15 protein-coding genes are annotated in these 16568 nt (G+C 68.1%); 3 read left to right on the plus strand and 12 right to left on the minus strand.

Features of this window, described 5'->3' with window-relative positions; all coding sequences use genetic code 11:
• Positions 1–93: 93 nt before the first annotated feature.
• From CGK74_RS07480 to CGK74_RS07505, 6 genes are all read right to left on the minus strand, one after another.
• Entirely contained in the window at positions 94–1539 is a 1446-nt protein-coding gene (locus tag CGK74_RS07480; RefSeq protein ID WP_094267847.1) for a mannose-1-phosphate guanylyltransferase/mannose-6-phosphate isomerase, read from the minus strand.
• Positions 1540–1607: 68 nt separating this feature from the next.
• Positions 1608–2495, minus strand: coding sequence for a dTDP-4-dehydrorhamnose reductase (rfbD, locus tag CGK74_RS07485; protein ID WP_094267848.1), 888 nt, complete (start codon positions 2493–2495; stop codon positions 1608–1610).
• The gene (rfbB, locus tag CGK74_RS07490) at positions 2492–3562 is read right to left on the minus strand and encodes a dTDP-glucose 4,6-dehydratase (RefSeq protein ID WP_094267849.1); all 1071 of its coding nucleotides are present in this window, start codon (positions 3560–3562) and stop codon (positions 2492–2494) included. Before rfbB ends, rfbD begins: the two co-directional genes overlap by 4 nt.
• 69 nt (positions 3563–3631) lie before the next feature.
• On the minus strand, positions 3632–4711 hold the full coding sequence (locus tag CGK74_RS07495; protein WP_094267850.1) for a lipocalin-like domain-containing protein: 1080 nt from the start codon (positions 4709–4711) through the stop codon (positions 3632–3634).
• Between the two features lie 112 nt (positions 4712–4823).
• Positions 4824–7376, minus strand: coding sequence for an ABC transporter permease (locus CGK74_RS07500; protein ID WP_094267851.1), 2553 nt, complete (start codon positions 7374–7376; stop codon positions 4824–4826).
• Positions 7373–8050: an ABC transporter ATP-binding protein gene (locus CGK74_RS07505; RefSeq protein ID WP_094267852.1), complete on the minus strand. Its 678-nt coding sequence runs from the start codon at positions 8048–8050 to the stop codon at positions 7373–7375. The genes CGK74_RS07500 and CGK74_RS07505 overlap by 4 nt, the downstream gene beginning before the upstream one ends.
• A gap of 255 nt (positions 8051–8305) precedes the next feature.
• Between CGK74_RS07505 and hpnC the strand changes: the two genes are divergently transcribed.
• From hpnC to hpnE, 3 genes are read left to right on the plus strand one after another with little or no spacing between them, the layout of a single operon-like run.
• Complete coding sequence (gene hpnC, locus CGK74_RS07510; protein ID WP_094267853.1) at positions 8306–9139, plus strand: squalene synthase HpnC; 834 nt, start codon at positions 8306–8308, stop codon at positions 9137–9139.
• Positions 9136–9969, plus strand: coding sequence for a presqualene diphosphate synthase HpnD (gene hpnD / locus CGK74_RS07515; protein WP_094267854.1), 834 nt, complete (start codon positions 9136–9138; stop codon positions 9967–9969). Before hpnC ends, hpnD begins: the two co-directional genes overlap by 4 nt.
• Before the next feature lie 4 nt (positions 9970–9973).
• On the plus strand, positions 9974–11299 hold the full coding sequence (hpnE, locus tag CGK74_RS07520; protein WP_094267855.1) for a hydroxysqualene dehydroxylase HpnE: 1326 nt from the start codon (positions 9974–9976) through the stop codon (positions 11297–11299).
• Positions 11300–11326: 27 nt separating this feature from the next.
• On the opposite strand, the gene CGK74_RS07525 is transcribed toward hpnE, so the two are convergent.
• The 6 genes from CGK74_RS07525 to lpxB all read right to left on the minus strand — a co-directional run bounded on the left by CGK74_RS07525 (position 11327) and on the right by lpxB (position 16557).
• Positions 11327–12460 carry a M14 family metallopeptidase gene (locus CGK74_RS07525; protein ID WP_094267856.1) on the minus strand — a complete coding sequence of 378 codons (1134 nt, stop codon included), beginning with the start codon at positions 12458–12460 and terminating at the stop codon, positions 11327–11329.
• 4 nt (positions 12461–12464) lie between these two features.
• On the minus strand, positions 12465–13250 hold the full coding sequence (gene yaaA, locus CGK74_RS07530) for a peroxide stress protein YaaA (RefSeq protein ID WP_094267857.1): 786 nt from the start codon (positions 13248–13250) through the stop codon (positions 12465–12467).
• 87 nt (positions 13251–13337) lie between these two features.
• On the minus strand, positions 13338–13838 hold the full coding sequence (locus tag CGK74_RS07535) for a hypothetical protein (protein WP_094267858.1): 501 nt from the start codon (positions 13836–13838) through the stop codon (positions 13338–13340).
• A 162-nt stretch (positions 13839–14000) separates the two neighbouring features.
• Positions 14001–14789, minus strand: coding sequence for a TrmH family RNA methyltransferase (locus tag CGK74_RS07540; RefSeq protein WP_094267859.1), 789 nt, complete (start codon positions 14787–14789; stop codon positions 14001–14003).
• On the minus strand, positions 14786–15409 hold the full coding sequence (gene rnhB, locus CGK74_RS07545; RefSeq protein ID WP_094267860.1) for a ribonuclease HII: 624 nt from the start codon (positions 15407–15409) through the stop codon (positions 14786–14788). Before rnhB ends, CGK74_RS07540 begins: the two co-directional genes overlap by 4 nt.
• Positions 15406–16557, minus strand: a complete 1152-nt coding sequence (lpxB, locus tag CGK74_RS07550) for a lipid-A-disaccharide synthase (RefSeq protein WP_094267861.1) — start codon at positions 16555–16557, stop codon at positions 15406–15408. Before lpxB ends, rnhB begins: the two co-directional genes overlap by 4 nt.
• Between the last annotated feature and the right edge of the window lie 11 nt (positions 16558–16568).

Raw genomic sequence — 16568 nt, forward strand, 5'->3', positions numbered from 1 at the left:
TACAGCCGCACAACGCCCAGGCAGGATCCTGCGGGGCAAATCTGGCACACCGGGTCGACGCCGACCCGGTTCTCGCCAGCACCCGCCCGAGAATCAGCTGCTGCGGCCGTAGGTGTCCTCGAAGCGCACGATGTCGTCCTCGCCAAGGTAGCTGCCCGACTGCACCTCGATGATCTCCAGCGGCACCTTGCCGGGATTCGCAAGCCGGTGCGTATGGCCGAGCGGAATGTAGGTCGACTCGTTCTCGCCCAGCAGGAAGGTCCGCTCGCCGCAGGTGACTTCGGCCGTGCCCTTGACCACGACCCAATGCTCGGCACGATGGTGATGCATCTGCAGGCTGAGCTTGGCGCCCGGATTGACGACGATGCGCTTCACCTGGAAACGCTCGCCGGCGTCAATCGAGTCGTACCAACCCCACGGGCGATACACCTTGCGGTGGCTCTTGGTCAGGCTGCGGCCTTCGGCCTTCAGGCGCGCGACGACCTTCTTCACGTCCTGCGTGTGATCCTTGTGCGCCACCATCACCGCGTCCGGCGTCTCTACCACGACCATGTCGTCGCAGCCGACCGCCGCCACCAGGCGGCTGCCCGAATGCACCAGCGTGTTGCGGCAGTCCTCGAACAGCACCTGACCGCGCCCTGCGTTGCCGGCAGCATCCTTCTCCGACACGGCCCACAGCGCATCCCAGGCGCCGACGTCCGACCAGCCGGCCGCCATCGGTACCACCACGCCCGTACCAAGCTCAGGCGCGTCAGCGAGCCGCTCCATCACCGCGTAGTCGATCGAGTCGCTCGGACAACGTTCGAAGGCGCCCTGCTCCAGGCGGATGAAATCGGCGTCGGGCTTGCGACCCGCATAGGCGGCCTCGCAGGCGCTCGCGATGTCCGGGCTGAAGCGCCGGATCGCGCGCATCCAAACCGAGGCCTTCATCATGAAGATGCCGCTATTCCAGAAGTACTCGCCGCTATCGACGTAACGCTGCGCGGTATCGCGGTCGGGCTTCTCGACGAATTCAAGCAGGGCTCGACCAAGCCGGCCCTCGGCGAGCGCGTCGCCGCTGCGGATGTAGCCGTAACCCGTTTCGGGCCGGTCCGGCACGATGCCGAAGGTGACCAGCGCGCCGTCGGCGGCGAAGGCGCTGCCGTCCGCGATCGACCGCTGGAAGGCGGCGACGTCGGTGATGACATGGTCGGCCGGCATCACCAGCAGGATCGGATCGCCCTCCTCCTGCGCTGCCAGCGCGGCCAGCGTCAGGGCTGGCGCGGTGTTGCGCCCGAACGGCTCGAGCACGATCTGGGGCGAGCGCACGCCAATCTGGCGCAGCTGCTCGGCGATGATGAAGCGGTATTCCTCATTGGTGACGACGAGCGGACGCGGATCGACCTCGCGCGCACCGAAGTCCTTCAGCCGCAAGCCTGTTTCCTGCAGCAGCGAACGCTCGCCGGTCAGCGGCAGGAGCTGTTTCGGATAGCTTTCGCGCGAGGCCGGCCACAGCCGCGTGCCCGAACCGCCGGAAAGGATGACGCTCTTGATGATCATGTCGGGAAGATCCTGTGCTGTCGTCGAGGTGTTTTACTTGAAGTCTTGAAAGAAGTGGTGGCCCGCGGTCAGCAGATCTCGGCCAGCATGCGGCTCACGCCCTCACGCCAGTCCGGCAGATGCAGTCCGAAGCGCGTGCGCAGCCGGCTCGTGTCCAGTCGGGAATTCAGCGGGCGCACTGCCGGCGTCGGATAACTTGATGTGGCAATCGGTGCGATCTCACGCACAGCCAGGGTCTTGCCGGCAGCAAGGGCCGTCTCGATGACGAAGCTGGCGTAGCCATGCCAGCTCGTCTGGCCGGCTGTCGCCAGATGATACGTGCCGCACAGGCTGCGGTCCGCCAGCGTGCTGCGGATGGCGTGGGCACTGACGTCGGCGATCAGGTCGGCTCCGGTCGGCGCGCCGATCTGGTCGTCGATGACGGTGAGCCGCTCGCGCTCGGCCGCCAGGCGCAGCATCGTGCGGGCAAAGTTGCCGCCGCGTGCCGCATGCACCCAGGAGGCGCGGAAGATCAGGTGACTGCAGCCGCTGTCGCGGATCGTGTCCTCACCGGCAAGCTTGGTGGCGCCATAGACCGACAAGGGGCCGGTGGCGTCATCCTCGCGCCATGGCCGCTCACCACTGCCGTCGAACACGTAGTCGGTCGAGTAATGCACGAGCAGTGCCCCCAGGGCAGCCGCCTCGCGCGCGAGCACGCCCACGGCATCGGCGTTGATGCGTTGTGCCAGCTCGGGCTCGCTCTCGGCCTTGTCGACCGCCGTGTAGGCGGCAGCATTCACGATCACGGCGGGCGCGAGCGCGCGCACCGTGGCGGCGAGGGCATCGGGCTGACCGAGATCGCCGCACAGCCCGTCGTGACCATTGCGGTCCAGCGCCACCACCTCGCCCAACGGCGCCAGCGCGCGCTGCGCCTCCCAGCCGACCTGCCCGTTCTTCCCCAGCAGCAGGAACCTCATGCGCCCTGCCCCCGGTCGCCGTAATTGGCGGCCACCCAGTCGCGATACGCCCCGCTCTGCACGTCGGCGATCCACTGCGGGTTGTCGAGATACCACTGCACCGTCTTGCGGATGCCGGTCTCGAAGGTCTCTGCCGGTCGCCAACCCAGCTCACGTTCGATCTTGCGCGCATCGATGGCGTAGCGGCGGTCATGGCCCGGGCGGTCCGTGACATGGGTGATCAGGCGTGCGTAGCTGCCCTCGGGCGATGGCCGCAGTTCGTCGAGCAACGCGCAGATCGTACGCACGATGTCGATGTTGGCCTTCTCGTTCCAGCCGCCGACGTTGTAGGTCTCGCCCGGCGTGCCGCGCGCCAGCACCTCGCGGATCGCGCTGCAGTGGTCGGTGACGTACAGCCAGTCGCGTACGTTCAGGCCATCGCCATACACCGGCAGCGGCTTGCCGGCCAGGGCATTGACGATCATCAGCGGAATCAGCTTCTCCGGGAACTGCCAGGGGCCGTAGTTGTTCGAGCAGTTCGTCGTCAGCACCGGCAGGCCGTAGGTGTGGTGCCAGGCGCGCACAAGGTGGTCGCTGGCCGCCTTGCTCGCCGAGTACGGGCTGTTCGGCTCGTAGGTCTTGGTCTCGGCGAAGGGCGGATCCTGCGGGCCGAGCGAGCCATAGACCTCGTCCGTGCTGATGTGCAGGAAGCGGAACGCGGCCTGTATCCCGGCCTCCAGCGTCGAGCGATAGGTGCGCGCGGCCTCGAGCAGCGTGAACGTGCCTTCAACGTTGGTGCGAACGAAGGCGGCCGGACCGTGGATGGAGCGGTCGACGTGGCTTTCTGCGGCGAAATGCACGATCGCGCGCGGCTTGTACTCGGCCAGCAGGCGCTCGACCAGGGCACGATCGCAGATGTCGCCCTGTACGAAGACGTGGCGCGCATCGCCCCGCAGCATGGCCAGCGTTTCGAGGTTGCCGGCGTAGGTCAGCAGGTCAAGGTTGAGGATGGGCTCGTCGCTGCGGGCGAGCCAGTCGAGGACGAAATTGGCGCCGATGAAGCCGGCGCCGCCGGTCACGAGGATCAAGTTGAAAGCTCCGCCCGATGGCAATGCGCGGGATTATCGCATTGCCGCGCGAATCGTCTACACCTTGCGCTACATCCTCAGGCGATCGGCATAGCCGGTCATCTCCAGATAGCCCTGTCCGGTTTCACGTTCCTGGCCATCCGACGACGCCTCGCGCAGACGTACGGCCCCTTCCCAATACACCGCACCGGTGGATGCGCGGCTGTCGAGTTCCTGGTCGTCCATCAGCGGCGCCAGATGCAGGATGCGGCCATCGGCCAGGTGCAGGCGCCATTCGACCGGGTAGCGCGCACCGGTGCGCGGCGACTGCCAATACCGCAGCGGCTCGAAGCGGACCTCGTCGGGTCGCAAGCGTCGCGCCTCGCCCCGCGCATCGGCCAGCGTGCCCGCTGCCCACATCGCGCGCCCCTCGCCGTCGCGCATCTGGAACAGCATCAGCGAGCCGCCGTCGTGCAGGTTGATGCCGATCCAGTCCCAGCCACGCGCACCCTCGGGCAGGATCTCGCTCGACCACTCGTGGTCGAGCCAGGCGTGCCCGGTTACGGCCAAGGTCCTGCCGTCCAGCTTCAGCGTGCCCGACACCTTCAACTGCGGGCGACTATAGTAGTAGCTGGCGTTGAGCGGATCCGGCGCCTTCTGGCTGAACCCCGCGCTGCCGTTCAGCACGGGCGCGCGCCCCGGGTCGAACGCCAGCTCGAAGCCGAAATCCTCCGCTTCGATGCGGCTGCGATAGCCGGCAAGCGCTGCCTCGCCGCCCGCCAAGAACCAGTCGCCGACCCGGACGGCAGTCCTGCCCTCCACCGCCTCGGCCAGCCCAGGATAGGCGCGCGCGGCGCGCTCCGCATGGCGCAGCCGGCCCGTCGCCGGGTCGGCCACGGCCGCGTGCGCGAGCACCAGCTGGCGCGGCGCAAAGCGGCTCGGGTTGTCCTCGCCAATCCGCGTCCGCACGCGGAAGAAGGTGAGCTGGAAGCCGCGCTCTACACCCACCTCATCCCTCAGCCAGCCGGTGATGTACCACCACTCGGTGCGATAGTCCGGATGGGCGCCGAAGTCCTGCGGAAACTGCAGTGGCTGATCGGGCACGACCGCGGGATAGGGCGCCGCGGGGGCCGCGATCTGCCCCACGGCAGGGCCCGTGAAGACCATCATCAGCGCCCCGACCGACGCAGCAGCCCACGAAAGCTGCCGAGCCCGCTGCACCATCCTGCACAGGTACGCCATCCCCCCCCACCCCAGCCTGGCTGTCCTCATCACCCTGCCCTCACCAGTCCGCCTTCACCGCCAGCACTGCCGACCGCCGCATCGCCCTCGCCCCGGCCAGCCTGGCGACCAATGCCGCCAGCAGCACCAAGCCGATCGCGAAACTCGCCAGCGCAGCCCACGGCACCGCGAGCTCCATGCTCCAGTGAAAGCTCTGGCGGTTGATGATCTCGATCAGGATCCACGCGATCGCGCCGCCGGCGAGCAGGCCGGACACCACGCCCAGCCCTGTCGTCAGCGCGCCTTCCATGGCAATCAGGCGGCCCACGTCGCTTCGCGTGAAGCCCAGGTGGCGCAACATGCCGAACTCCCCCTCGCGGGTCGTCGCCAGCGCCGCAGAGGTGGTCGCGACGCCGAACAGGCCGATCATGATCGTGACTGCTTCCATCAGGTAGGTGATCAGGAAAGTACGGTCGAAGATCTCCAGGCTGATCGCGCGGATCTCGCCCGGCAGCGCGATCGTCACATGTTCTGCACCGAAGGCCGCGCGCAGCGCCGCTGCCACCTGGCCGACCGCCGCACCCGGCGTGACCTCGATCGCCGCATCGTTGATGCGACGGTCGCCGGTCAGCGCCACGTAGTCCTCACTCGCAATCAGCGCCGCGCCGTGCTGGCGCGCATAGTCGCGCCAGATGCCGGCGACGACGAACTCGCGCATCTGCCCACCCAGCGGCAGTCTCAGGCGGTCGCCCACGCCGATGCGCAGGCGATCCGCCGCCGCTTCGGAGATCCAGGCCGGCGGCACATCGCTCGCCGCGGGCCGCGCGGTCGAACCCGCGATAAGCGGCAGGCCCCAGTTGCCCCGCACCGGGCGCGCCAGCACGCTGAACAGCGGCTCCTCGTCCGAGACACGCAGATTGACGAGGCGCGTCGTGTCGACCGATGCCACACCGGGAACGGATGCGATTCGGGCCAACGCCGCATCATCCAGATAACCGCTGCCGGAGGACGACGATGCACGCACGTAAAGGTCCGCCGGCAGCACCTGCGTCAGCCAGTCGTCGACCGAGACGCGAAAACTGCTGACCATGATCGCCATCGCCGAGGCCAGCGCCACACTGGCGATGACGCCCGCGCCCGCCACCACTGCCTGCGCTGGCGTGGCCGACAGGCGCGCATGCGCCAGGCGCCAGCTCACGCCCTGCCCCCTCCCCAGCAGCGGCAACAGCGCACGCGCCAGCTGAGGCAAAAGCAGCACGGCGGCCGTCAGCAGGCACGCCACAGCGGCATAGCCGCCGACGGGAATGCCCTCCACCGGTGGCATCAGGCAGGCCATGGCAGCCAGTGCCAGCAGGCTCAGACCGACTGCGGGCCGACCGCGCGCCTGCGGCAAGCCCGCATGCGCCGCCTCCCCCGCCTTAAGTGCGCGCGCTGGCGCCACCCGCGAGGCCTCGCGGGCCGGCAGCCATGTTCCTGCGACACCGGCGGCGACACCGAGGAAGAGATAGCCGACGATCAGCATCCCGTCGAAGTGCAGCTGCGGCCGGGTACCGCGGAAGAATCCCGCCCCGAGGTCGCCCCCCACCATTTGGAACGCCGCCATGGCCAGGCCGTGGCCCAGCACCACGCCCAGCACGCCACCGGCCAGTCCGACCACGGCCCCTTCGGCGAGCAGCCCGCGCAACAGTTCGCGGCGTTCCAGCCCGAGTGCGCGCAGCAAAGCGAATTCCCGCCTGCGGCGGGCCACCGACAGCAGCTGGGTCGAGAACACCAGGAAACCGCCGGTGATCAGCGCAATCGCGGCAAGCATGGTCAGATTGACCCGATAGGCACGCGACAGCGCGCCGACCTCGCTCGCCGCAGCCTCGGGCACCCGCAGGGCGAGGCCGGGCGGCAGCAGCGGCGCCAGCGCCATTCGCGCTGCATCGGGGCTGACACCTTCGGCCAGCTTGAGGTCGATCCGGCTCAACACGCCCACGCGGTCGAAGTGTTGCTGCGCCGCACCAAGATCCATCACTGCCAGCCGGCCAGTCGCGCCCGGCAGCTCGCCGGCCACCTGCAGGGCGAAGCTGCGCACCCCTGATTGCACCCACAGCATGCCTTCGCGTATGGCGGGCGGCGCGGACTGGCCGTCGCTGCGCAGCTGCGGCTCGCCAAGCCGCGTCCGCGCCTCGGCCGACAGGAAGACATTGTGCGGCTGCAGCGCCGCAAAGCGCCCGTCCTCGTCCCCAGCGCGGGAAGCCAGCGGCAAGAGCCCCGGCTGCACCCGCGCAATGCGGAACAGGTCCACGCCGAGGATCTCGAGGCTGTCCTCGCGCCCGGGCAAGCGGGCCTCGACGACCAGCAGCGGACTGGCCTCCGCCACCTCCGGCCGCAAGGCCAGCACCGGGTAGATCGATTCATCGAAGCCCTCTCGCGGCCCGATCAGTTGCAGGTCGGCTTCGCCGGCAATCAGCCGCATCCCGCGTCCGAACTCGTCCAGCGCCGCGGCATGGATCAGCTGCACCGCCAACCCAAGCGCCACCCCGAGCGCAATGGCGAGCAGCGACAACGCCGTCGCCAGTCGCCGGCGCAGCAGGCTGGCGAGGAACAGGCGCCCCAGCAGTGCGCTCATGCGCGGCCCGTGATGTCGACGAGCCCGCCGGCAGCGAGCTCGAGCACCCGATCCGCCCGTCGGGCAGCGGCGCGCGAGTGCGTCACGAGCACGCCCGCCGCCCCCTGCTCGCGGATCTGCGCCAGCAGCAGGTCGAGCACCTCGGTCGCGCGACCGGGGTCGAGGTTGCCGGTCGGCTCGTCGGCCAGCACCACGCGGGGTGCATGCACCAGCGCACGCGCAATCGCCACCCGCTGTAATTCGCCCCCCGACAGCGTATGCGGCGCATCGTCGGCCCGTTCGCCAAGACCGATCCGCACCAGCAGCTCACGCGCCTTCACCCTGGCTTCGGTCTCGGCCACCTTCAGCAGCCACAGCGGCAGGGCAACGTTCTGCACCAGGCTGAGATGGGGCAGGATGTGGAAGGCCTGGAACACGAAGCCGAACGCACCGCGCCGCAGCCGCGCAAGCGCGTCATCGTCGAGATCATCGATGCGCTGACCACCGATCACGATGCGACCGCCATCGACCGGCTCGAGGCCGGCGATGCAGTTGAGCAGCGTCGACTTGCCCGTGCCCGACTCGCCGACGATCGCGACGCATTCGCCCTCTGCCACCTCCAGCATCAGGTCGTCGAACAGCGGGCGCGGCGGAGCACCGGGAAGGGTCTTGCGGAGGGACTGGACGCTGAGCATGAGGGCGATCTCGGAGACGGCGGCACGCCGGTACGAAACAAAGGCGGCAATTCGACCGCGAGGAACGCGATTTTGTCATCCCGCACGCGAATTGGTTGCATCGGGCGTGCCCATCGAGCGCAGCGGAACGCCTCGACGCGCGCGACAGGCCGCAAGCGACGCGAATCCCGGGCCGACGCCGTTTCGCGTATATACTCCGCCCGCCTGCCCGCGCGCGCCCTGGGCCACGGCGCCCCTCCCCGTCCCACGCCCCGCATGCCGGTCAATCACTACGAGAACTTTCCTGTCGCCTCCCTGCTGCTGCCGGCCCGCCTGCGCGAGCCAGTCGAGGCGATCTATGCCTTCGCCCGCAGCGCTGACGATGTCGCCGACGAAGGCGATGCCCCGGCGGTCGCGAGACTGGCGCGGCTGCACGACTACCGGCTCGCGCTGGAGGCCTGTGCCCGTGGCGTCGCGGTCAGGGACGAGATCCTGGCGCCGATGTTTGCCCGTCTCGGCGACACGATCCGCGCGCACAGATTGCCCCTGCAGCCCTTTCGCAACCTGCTCGACGCCTTTGCACAGGACGTGGGCAAGACACGCTATCGCGACTTCGCCGAACTGCAGGACTACTGCCGGCGCTCCGCCGACCCGGTCGGCCGCCTGCTCCTGTGCCTGTACGATGCCGCTACGCCGGACAACCTGCGCCGCTCGGACGCCATCTGCACCAGCCTGCAGCTCATCAACTTCTGGCAGGACGTCGCCGTCGACTGGCAGAAGGAACGCATCTACCTGCCGCTGGACGACATGGCGCGCTTCGGCGTCACCGAGGACGACATCGCCGCTGGCCGCAGCAACGACGCCTGGCGCGCGCTGATGGACTTCGAAGTGCAACGCGCGCGCCGCATGATGCTCGACGGTGCCCCGCTCGCCTGCGCCCTGCCCGGCCGCATTGGCTGGGAGCTGCGCCTGATCGTGCTGGGCGGACTGCGCATCCTCGAGTGCATCGAAGCCACTGCATACGACGTCTTCCGCCACCGCCCCGTGCTCGCCAAGGGCGACTGGCTGCGCCTGGCCTGGCGCGCCCTGAACTACCGGAACATCGCATGAATCCGCACGACTACTGCCAGGACAAGGCTGCCAAGAGCGGCTCGAGTTTCTACTACAGCTTCATGTTCCTGCCGCCCGAGCGACGCCAGGCGATCACCGCGCTGTACGCGTTCTGTCGCGAGGTGGACGACGTGGTGGACGAGTGCCATGACGTCTCGCTGGCCCAGGCCAAGCTCGAATGGTGGCGCAAGGAAGTGGCGCGGACCTACGCCGGGACGCCCACCCATCCGGTCGGCCACGCCTTGATGGACGTGCTGACGCGCTTCAACCTGCCGCAGGAACAACTGCTCGAGATCATCGACGGCATGGCGATGGACCTTTCGCAGACCCGCTACCTCGACTTCAAGGGCCTGCAGCTCTATTGCTACCGCGTTGCCAGCGTCGTGGGGCTGCTCGCAGCGGAGATCTTCGGCCACCAGGACCGCCAGACGCTGAAATACGCCCACGACCTGGGCCTCGCCTTCCAGCTCACCAACATCATCCGCGACGTCGGCGAGGACGCCCGTCGCGGGCGCATCTACCTGCCGATCGAGGACCTGCAACGCTTCAATGTGCCGGCCAAGGACATCCTCGAGGCGCGCTATTCCGACGCCTTTCGCGCGTTGATGAAGTTCCAGGCCGATCGCGCCGAGCAGTTCTACGAGCAGGCCTTCGCCCAACTGCCGCAGGTCGACCGCAAGGCGCAGCGCCCCGGCCTGGTGATGGCGGCCATCTACCGCACGCTGCTGCGCGAGATCGCGGCCGACGGCTTCCAGGTGCTGGACCGCCGTACCTCACTGACGCCACTGCGCAAGGTGTGGCTGGCGGGTACGACGTGGTTCAAGGGCTGATCCGATGAGCGTGCCTGTGGTCGCGGTGATCGGCGCCGGCTATGCCGGCCTGGCCTGCGCGGTGGAACTCGCTCGTGCCGGTGTGCACGTAACGGTGTTCGAGCGCTCGCACACCCTCGGCGGCCGTGCACGCGTGGTGCACAAGGACCACCACTGGCGGGTCGACAACGGCCAGCACATCCTGATCGGCGCCTACACCGAACTCACCCGACTGCTGCGTCTGACCGGCGGTTCGCCCAAGCAGCTCGCCCATCTGCCGCTGACCCTGCACGTGCCCGGCCGCCTGCACCTGAAGGCCGCCGCCGCGCTGCCCGCGCCCTTCCATCTGGCCACGGGCCTGCTGTGGGCAAAGGGTCTGTCATGGGCTGACAAGGTGGCGATGGTCGGCATGATGCGCTGGCTGAAGAAACGCGACTTCCGCTTGCCGCCCGAGATGACGGTCTCAGGCCTGCTGCGCGAGACGCGCCAGACCCCGGCAATGATCGAGCTCGTGTGGGTGCCGCTGTGCGTCGCGGCGCTCAACACGCCAGCCGAGGACGCGTCCGCGCAGATCTTTGCCAACGTGTTGCGCGACAGCCTGGCGGCTTCGGCCAGCGCCAGCGAACTGCTGATCCCGCGCGTCGATTTGTCCGAACTCTTTCCGGTGCCGGCGGCACGCTATCTCGCCACGCGCCGCGGCAAGCTGCGCACCGGCAACGCCATCGACGCGCTCCATCCGGTCGAGGGCGGCTTCCGCCTCGAGGGCGATCCGGGCAGCCAGCCCTGGCCGCACGTCGTGGTGGCCACCGCGCCCTACCATGCGGACACGCTGCTCGCCTCGACCGGCCACTGCGACCGCCTGGCGGCGCAGATCGACGCGCTGCCGCACGAACCGATCGTGTCGGTGTACCTCGCCCTGGGCAAGGATCAGAAGCTGCCCGAACCGATGATTGGCCTCGTGAACGGTGCCACCGCCGGCCCCGCGCAGTGGGCTTTCGACCGCGGCCAACTGGGCGGCCCGGAAGGTCTGATGGCCTGCGTGATCAGCGCCAGCGGCCCGCACGAGGCCTTGCCGCGCGACGAGCTGATCCTGCAGACCCATGCCCAGCTCGAACGCCATCTCGGCCGGCGCCTGCCCTCGCCCGAGTGGTCGCAGGTCATTGTCGAGAAGCGTGCGACCATCGCGTGCCGACCCGGCATCTTCCGCCCGGGCATCCGCACACCGATGCGTGGCTTGTGGCTGGCAGGCGATTACCTCGAATCGGACTATCCGGCCACGCTCGAATCCGCGGTGCGCTCCGGCGTGGCCTGTGCGCAGTCCATCCTCGCCGAACTCGGCTACACGGGCTGACCCGCGCCGGGCGCGCAATGGCCGCGCTCAGGCCGACGTATCGGCCAGGTGGGTGCGGATCGGATCGAGCATGGCGGCCCCGAGGCGCTTGCTGCGCGCCCCGTTCCAGCCCATCAGTTCGTCGGGCAGGTTCGCGTTGTCCTTGAACGGCATCTCGAGCGTCAGCGACACGCAGCCGAAGTGGTTGGCGACCCACTTGCTCGCCAGCGTCAGCAGTTCCTCGCCGAAGCGGCCTGGCTTGTAGCCCTCCTCGGTCTGGAAATCCGGCGCCACGGCGGCAAAGGCTTCGATGAAACGCGCTTGCCGACGCGCGGACGCCGCGGTGAAGCCGGGCACCTCCTCCGCCGTGGAGAAGAACACGTAGGGCAGCGCCTCGTCACCATGGATATCGAGGAAGAGGTCGCAGCCGGTGCGCTGCATCTCCTCGCGCACGAGGAAGACCTCGGGACTCGCCGTCAGGTCGGGCTCGCGCCACTCGCGGTTCAGGTTGCGACCGGCGGCGTTGGTGCGCAGGTTGCCGCGCACCGCGCCATCCGGGTTCATGTTGGGCACGATGTACAGCACGGCGTGCTCGCGCACCTTGCGGGCGACGGCGTCCGCTCCGTCGAGCAGGCGCTCGAGCAGCCCCTCGACAAACCATTCGGCCATCGTCTCGCCCGGATGCTGGCGGGCAATGATCCACACCGGCCGGCGTGCGGGGCCTGGACGTCCCACGACCACCACATCCAGATCCCGACCGTCTACCGTCGCGCCGAGATTGCGCACGCTGGCAAAGGGCGACATCTCCGCCCACGCCAGCAGGTCGAGATGGCGCTCATGCGAGTAGGGCTCGAAGTAGGCGTAGTAGACGCTGTCGCGCTCGGGCGTGTGCTCGACGATCAGCTGGCCGTCCTCGTAGCGCGTGGCCGCAACCCGGAACCAATTCTGGCGGTCGTAGGAGGCCACGCAACGATAGTCGGGCCAGCCGTCCGGATACGCTGCCTCGGCCGCGTTCTCGAACACCAGTCGCAGCGGCTTGCCGGCGGCGTCCATCAGACGGAAATGGAACCACTGGCGGAAGTCGGCGGCATTGTCGGCACGCAGCCGCAGCCGGATGTCTTGCGGATCGTCGAGGCTGAGAACCTCGACCGCGCCTGCATCGAAGCTCGAGCTGATGCGCATGGTTTCAGGCCTCGCGGCGGCGGAACACCAGGGTGTCGGCATCCGACGCATCGGCGGCGAAGGCATAGCCTTCGCTGTCGAAGCCCTTCAGCCCCTCGACGTCGTCGATACCGTTCTGGATGACGTAGCGGCTCATCAGGCCGCGTGCACGCTTGGCGTAGAAGCTGATGATCTTGTAGCGACCGCCCTTCCAGTCCTCGAACACGGCGGTGACCAGCCGGCCCTTGAGCTTGGCGGGCTTGACCGACTTGAAGTACTCGTCCGAGGCAAGGTTGAACAGGATCGGCTCGCGGCCGGCGTCCTTCTCCGCTGCAAGCATGTGGTTCAGCTCGTCGGTGATGCGTTCGCCCCAGAAGGCGTAGAGGTTCCTGCCCCGCGCGTTTTCGAGCCGGGTTCCCATCTCGAGCCGGTAGGGCTGCATCAGGTCGAGCGGCCGCAGCACACCATAGAGGCCGGAGAGGATGCGCAGGTGATCCTGGGCCCACTGCAGCTGTTCCTCGCTCAACGACCGGGCATCCAGCCCCTCATAGACGTCGCCATCGAATGCCAGCACCGCCTGCTTGGCGTTGTCGGGCGAAAACGGACGCGACCACTGTACATAACGGGCGACGTTGAGCGTGGCGAGCGGATCCGACAAGGACATCAGCTCGGCAATCTCGGCCGGCGAGCGCTGACGCAGGATCTCGATCAGCTCGGCAGCTTGATCGAGGAAATCCGGTTGGGAGAAGTGGGCAGTGCTCGGCGGCGTCTCGTAGTCGAGCGCCTTGGCGGGCGAAATGACGATGATCATGGAACGGGTTTCGAGCGGCAGAAGGCCCCGATGGTAACAAACTCGGGACCCTTGGCGGCCGCCCTGTAACCGGTCCGGTGCGTGCCGTCAGATCACCGCCATCAGGCGTCCGGTCAGCTCCTCGGCGCGCTTGCGTCCGATGCGCGTCTCGGTGATCGAAGCCAGCCATTCCTCATAGAGCGCCATCAGTCCGTCGCGGTCGGACGCGGACTGGATGCGCTTCATCAGGCCGAGCTTGGCGTACGGGCCATGGAAGGTGCGCAGGGTGTTCATCATGAAGTCACGCGCCAGCTGGAGGTCACCCGTCTTGGGCGCCTGTCCATCCTCAACAGCGACCTGAGCAGGAGCCGCCGCTGCCGCGGGGACGACAGCCACCGGCGCTGCATTCGCAACGGCCTCGATGAGCCCTGCCTCCTCGAGTTGCGACAGCGTGGTCGCAATGTCATCGTCGGCGGACATGGCGGCCAGTTCGTCGGCACCCCGGTGTCCGTCGATCAGGATCAGGAGCCGGCGCGCACGCTGGCCGACGATACCGGTGCGATGGGTGATCTCTTCCTGCCCTTTCGGGGTCTTGGTGAAAACCGTCATTCTCTTGTCTCCTCGGCGCTTGCGGCGTGTTGCCGTCTTTATGCGCGTCCGTTGGTTGGATCGGTGCGTTGGAGCTAGCCCTCCGATACGCCACGAGCGGTGTGAGGATCGCGGCGCAGCGCCATCTATGTCAATGGAGCACGACGAGAGAATGTGACGCAGTTATCGGAGACTGCGCTGCCTGGCCTGCTCGAACAGGCAGACTGCAACGGCAGCGCCGACGTTCAACGACTCGATGGCGCCAGGCATGGGGATGAGGACGTGGCGCGTGGCGCATGCCATCACCTCGGACGACACGCCCCGCCCTTCGCCCCCGAAGACCCAGGCCACTGGCGCCCGCAGATCGAGTTCGTAAAGGCTGCGGGCGTCCGCACTGAGCGCGGTCGCGAGCACAGGTCCGCCGAAGCCGCGCAGCCAGGTCGCGGCATCGACCCGCTCATGCACGTCGAGAACGAAGTGCGCGCCCATGCCCGCGCGAAGTACCCGCGGCGACCAGGCGCCCGCGCACCCGTCCGCAAGCAGCACGTGCCGCACACCCGCCGCCGCCGCGGTGCGCAGGATGGTCCCGAGATTTCCCGGATCCTGTACGCCATCCAGCACCACCACGTTCTCGACGATCGTTCCCAGCGACTTCGCCGCCGGCAGGTCGATGATCGCGAGCAAGCCGGAAGGAGTGTCCACCGGGCTCACGTGGGCAAACAAAGAGTCTGGCAATACATGGCAAGGCACATCCGACCCGACCTCGTGGAGCAGCGCGGCGATCTCGGCCTTGTCGACACCCGACGCCGATACGACCAGTCCCTTCAAGGGGTACGAACATTCCAGCGCAGCCTGCAGCAGATGCGGTCCGTCGAGCAGGGTCTCACCCAGCTTGCGGCGCTCACGCCCCGACGTTGCGAGCGCGTGCAGACGCTTCACGAGCGGGTTGTCGCGCGATGAGATCGCCTTCATGCGGAACGGTCTGCGCGCTCGAGCAGGCGTCGCACCGGGGCGAAGCTGCGCCTGTAGAACGGTGCAACGCCATGGGACTCGATGGCCGCGAGGTGCGCCGCCGTCGGATACCCCTTGTGCCCGGCCAGCCCGTACTGCGGCCAATCCCGGTCGAGGACGCGCATGGCCTCGTCACGCACCGTCTTGGCCAGGATAGAGGCGGCGGAGATGGACGGCTCGGTGGCGTCGCCCTTGACGATGGCTCGCGCCGGATAGGGTAGCGTCGGACAGCGATTGCCATCCACCCGCACCTCGCCCGGCGCAACGGACAGTGCGCACACGGCTCGCTGCATGGCCAGCATGGTCGCGTGGAGGATGTTGAGGCTGTCGATCTCGTCCACGCTCGCCTCGGCCACCGCCCACGCCAGCGCACGCTCACGAATCAATGGGGCGAGCTGTTCGCGCGCGCGCTCGCTGAGCTTCTTGGAGTCCGCCAGCCCCTCGATCGGCCGCGCGGGATCGAGGATGACCGCGGCGGCAACCACGGGACCGCACAGGGGGCCGCGTCCCGCTTCGTCGACGCCGCACACCAGCGTGCCATCGCCGGCTACGGCGCGCGGAAGAAACAGGTCCGCCGTCATACGACGCCCTGCCGCAGATAGGGCAGGATGGCCTCCGCCGCCTTCTCGGCCGTATTCTGTCTCAGGGTCAGGTGCAGCTCGGTAAAGCGAGCCTCGAGCGCGGCACGGCGATCCGGATCGTTCAGCCAGGCATCGAGCGCTGCGGCCAGGTTCTCGGGCGTTGCCTCGTCCTGAAGCAGTTCGGGCACCAGCCCTTCGTTGCAGAGGATGTTGGGCAGGCCGACCCAGGGCAGATAGGCCATCCACTTCATCAGGCGGTACTGCCACTTCCCGATGCGGTAGGTGATCACCATCGGCCGCTTGACTAGCGCTGCCTCGAGGCTGGCAGTGCCACTGGCCACGAGCACCACGTCGCTCGCAGTCATCGCTTCGACCGCATGACCGAACAGCATCCGAATCGGCAGATCCAGCGCCTCGTTACGATGCAGGGCTTCCTCGAAGATCGCCCGGGTTTCGCGTGTTGCCAGGGGAACCAGGAAGCACAGCCAGGGATCGCGCTCGATCATCCGCTTCGCCGTCGCGATGTAGGTATCGGCGAGATTGCGAACCTCCGACTGCCGGCTGCCGGGCAGCAGCGCCACCACCCGACGCTCCCGAGGCAAATCCAGCAACTCGCGCGCGGCGTCACGATCGGGATGCAGCGGGAACACGTCGGCCAACGGATGACCGACGTAGCTCACCGGCACGCCTGCACGCTCGTAGATCTCGGGCTCGAACGGAAACAGGCACAGCATCCGGCTGACCGAACGCGCAATACGCTTGATGCGCCCGCCGCGCCAGGCCCAGATCGACGGGCTTACGAAGTGGATGGAAGGAATGCCGTCATCCTTGACCTTACCTTCCAGCCAGAGATTGAAATCCGGCGCATCCACGCCGATGAAGGCAGCCGGCCGCTCCTTGCGGATCTGCCCCAGCAGCGCACGACGAATTCCCGACAGCTCGCGATAACGCTTCAGCGCATCCACGTAACCGTGAACTGCCAGCAGTTCGCACGGCCAGCGTGCGTCGAAACCTTCGGCCTGCATCTTCGGCCCACCGATACCGAAGAACTCGGCATCCGGCACCTGCTGGCGGATCGCGCGGATCAGATGACTGGCAAGCAGGTCGCCCGAGGTCTCCCCCGCGACCATGGCGATACGGACCGTCATGGTGTCGGGCG

This window comes from Thauera propionica (genome assembly GCF_002245655.1).
Lineage (GTDB): Bacteria > Pseudomonadota > Gammaproteobacteria > Burkholderiales > Rhodocyclaceae > Thauera > Thauera propionica.